This is a genomic window from Endozoicomonas sp. SESOKO4 (assembly GCF_024606275.1).
In genome coordinates this window covers 1-4,101 of record NZ_JAHHPS010000334.1, presented here as the reverse complement: position 1 = coordinate 4,101, position 4,101 = coordinate 1, and the positions used below count along the sequence as shown (strand labels likewise).

Genomic DNA, 4,101 nt, shown 5'->3' with positions numbered 1-4,101 from the left:
CGACAATGGACCTACTCCTGAAACAATAGCACTGGTTAAAAAAGACAAGTTCAAAAGCTACCAATACGTCATTCGAAGTCGGCAGCTGGCGCTGCTGGAGGAGTTAGCTGCGCAGCACATTACCAGACTTGACGAAGGTGGTAAACCGACGGATGAATACGAAGATACACTGGCCTCGCTTATATACTATGAATATATCCTGCAGGCATTAACCAGCGCTACTTCAGATCAGGAAGATGGATTTGTAATCACCAGAACGCACATCAAATTAACGTCGTCGTTCATCACGCCAACCTGGATGCATATTCAACTCACAGAACACTTTGGCTTCAAACCCATACTTAGAAATTTTCTGACTAACCGGAAGTTTATTCAAAATATTCATGAAATTATGTCTGTTATCGCCAAAATGTCCGGCGATCCTTTTGACGATTCTTTTGACGCAGACCGCAGCTTTGCTTCCAAAGTCGCTGGCGTCTTTGCCGAACAGCTGCTTGAGATGGAGCACAAGCTGGAAAAACTGCAGGTAAGAGAGGCCATGCTCGCCGAGCTAAACGAAGCATTTCAACGCACAGGGACAATGGCCATGACCCATTTTGAGGAAAAACTGAGAGCCGTTGGACTCAATCAACCAGTTGTGAATGAGCTTAAAAAGATTCGTCAGGAGTTGGAAGAGACGAAAAACTCGGTGGATCAACTTGAGCAGGATAATAAACGAATTCCGGAGCTCGAAAAACAACTTCTTGCTACCAGAGCAAAAGCCACAAACACTCCCAATAGTGAAATGGCAGCAGAGTTTGATATTGAGCCTGATGAAGACGACACATCAGAAGACAGGGCGCTGGAAACAAGGGTATCTACCAAACTCCTCAGGCTAGCAGAGCTTGAAGAAGAGCTGGATGACATTAAAACACCAGGCCACCCCAAAGCCAGACCTGAAGTACTTGAGACACTGAGCGTCATAGAAAAAGCCCTTGAGATACGTGACCTTGATGAAAAAGAAGATGTGTATCTCCGTCGCCGGTACATCTCTGAAAATATGCAGGAAAATATCAGAGACGCCAGACAGCAGGCAGAGAGAGAGGCCCTGGACATACTGGAAGTCGCAGAAGAAATACTCGACATCGAAGCCAATAAAGAGGACAACAAAATAGCAAGACTCGAAGTGGTCATGAAAACTCTTGACAGCGATGCGCTATCAGAAGAAATACTGGATGAGTCACTGGAAGAAATAGGTAACATCCGATGGGCATATGAAGGCAAAACTACGGATCTGGACGAGAAGGAATACAAACGCACTATGCTTCTTGTAAACCTTCGCCATAAAGTCGAAGACCCGGACATGCGAGCCAGAGAAAAACTCACCGATCTGCTGGAAGCCATAGAAACAATACTCAACATCAAATTCAATAAAGAGGATGGAGAAGCAGAAAGGCTTGCCCGGATTTATTCAATACTTGAAGGCAATGATGTCTCAGAAAAATTGCTGGATCAGATAGATCAAACCCTCTGGAAAGGAGACAGCACAGCACTGAACAAGAGAGATATCAAACACAATAAGCTTCGGGGGACTCTTACCTATAAAGTCGAAGATTCCTACCTGGATAAGTTCGCCAGAGATCAACAGACAAGTCTGCTTGGCGCCATAGAGGACGAGCTGAGCATCTACCCTCATGAAAACGTTGCTGCCACAGAAAGAGGCAAGGCTTTCACTGCTAAACTGGCCAGAGATCTGAATCTGGCATTCGGGGAAGATAGCAAACTGTATGATCAGAAGGAAGCTCTGAAGGCCAGAGTTCAGGCATTAATGGATGAAGTACACGAAGCTTATGACGATGTAGGTGTCAGAAGAGCCAGAAACAATGAATTGGCCCATCAACTCAAGATTGAGAACTATAAAGATGATGCCACTATCGACAACCAGAACATTCTGATTGAAGCAAAGCTCAATGGACTGCTCGAAGAAATTTTCAATGCCGGTCAGTCTGCTGTTAATGTCCGTATCGCAACCATTGAAAATGAGCTTGACAAGCAAATCGCGCGCCTTGGGCCCAAACCGCGATACGTTCTTGATCGTGAGAAAGCCAATGCTAAACGAGCATTGGCAAAAGCGGAAAGTGAGCTGACAGGTGTTCGTCGCAAACTGCATGCCCTTCGTGGCAAACACGAGGTATTTACAAGCTGTAAAGATAATCAGGGTCTGGACGAAGCCGGTATATTCGAGGAAGCATTGGCCGAGCTGCCTTTAGCCAGAAAAAAGTACACTCTGGTCACACAATTCCTGCAAGATTACGACAGCAAAAGTATGGAAGTGAACCATGCACAGTTTGAAGAGAGTAATGCACAAGAAAAACTGGATCATAAAAAACAGGAGATTATCGATTTTGGAGACTTCGAAGAGCAGGATAAAACTGCACATAACAAAGAGATAACTGCGCTGGGTTTAGTCCTGGAGCAGAAAAGTGAAGCTTTATCAAAAGCTAAAGATACTCTGACGGATTTCCATAAAACAGCTCTTGACGCTACTGAAGAAGCCGTGGGTCTTAAACCAGACACTTCTGAAACCCATGAACAACGGGTTAATAACCTGAGAAACAAACAGGTTCAACTGGGCGGAGATGATGGCACTGGCGGGAAGATCCTGCAAATGACCCACAAGCTGCACAGTCTCAACAGAGAAATAGAAGTCAGGAAAGCGAAAATAGAGAAATTAAAGGAAGTCCTGAAGGCGGCAGAGCAAGCCGTCGAAAATGAAGGCGGTCCCTTCCAGTTCACACCGTGGCAGGTAAAAGTTCTGACCGATATGCACGACTTCATGCAGGATCACTCTCTCAAGAAACAAGCTCTGGAAGCCGCAATGGGTTTGGCAGAATTAGCAGTAGAAAACGGTAAGAAAGTACCCTATTTCACAATTTTCGATTTTGACGATGAACTTGCACCGGTTCGCCTCAGGGCATTGGTCGGAGAAGGTTTGACGTTTGATCAGGCCAATCGGATTGTGAAAGTCTTCAAGAGCCTGAAGACGACCTTTCCGACCCTCTCTTCCGGGGCTTTAAAACTTCAGCCTCCGAAGGTTCTGTCAAAAGTCCAGGGACTGGTTTTCAAGATCAGGCATCAGCTGCAAAACGGGGCTCAAGAATACGACGATGTCGTTTACGCCATGGGCAAAACAGCCATTCACTACATCGAGTATGAACCTCGGAACCTGGAAAGCTTCCCGGAATATCTGGCTACCCGTTTTGCCGGTGGTAAAAAGACTATTGCTCTGCTGCGTGAAGGTCTGATCAGCAAGGTTGAACTTGAGAGCTACATGAAGGCCGTCAGAGGTGTCGACGGTTATCAGACAGTGGATGAATTTGAGCACTTCCTTGGTTATAGACATGCTGTCAGGGTGCCTGAGTTCAAGAAGGTTGTCCAGATGCTGTCCGACGAGTGGGTTGAGGAATTCATAGAAAATACCTTTACTCCTGTGTCCGTAACCAGCCAGGCGGGTATGAAAGAATCTGTTGCCGGCATGAAGGAGTATGCAGCGGCTGTCATCGCCAACTACATTCTTGACGATATTGCTTTTGAAAACGGCCGCAGGACGGCAGCATTCCTGACCAATGTTCAGGATACCCTGGCACCTTATGCCAATGCCGTTGGCGTGTCCGAATCAGACCTGATCCAGGCTATCCATGGCACATTGATGCAGGCTCATGCCGCAGCGGTTGATCAACAGCTCAATAATTACTGGGTCAAACCTTCAGCCTTTCTGGCACAGATTGTCACCTGGTACTACTCCAGTTACAAACCACTGCTGGTGACCCAGACCGCCGTGGAGGCTGCCATCCTGTCCCTGTCGAACCTGTCGCTTCTGTATCTCCTGGACTTCACCAACAGGGGCGATTACACGCACAGGATGATCATACCCTTCCAGCACTGGTTGGAAGGCTATAGTGTTGATCATGACCGAACCGGGCAATATGCCTACCACAATGAAATTGAAAAGTTCTCTGAAGTGGGCGGGCTGGCAATGCCGCTGGGCAGGGCCGCATCCTCAGTCGTTCTGCTGAAAACCGGCTCTCTGCTGTTTGCCAGACAGTACAATGCCAACCCCCG

At 47.0% G+C, this 4,101-nt stretch carries 1 protein-coding gene; it reads left to right on the top strand.

The genetic code is table 11. From position 1 onward, the window contains the following. The coding region (locus tag KDK16_RS06315) for a hypothetical protein (RefSeq protein ID WP_257275206.1) at positions 1 to 4,101 on the top strand (4,101 nt) is incomplete at both ends.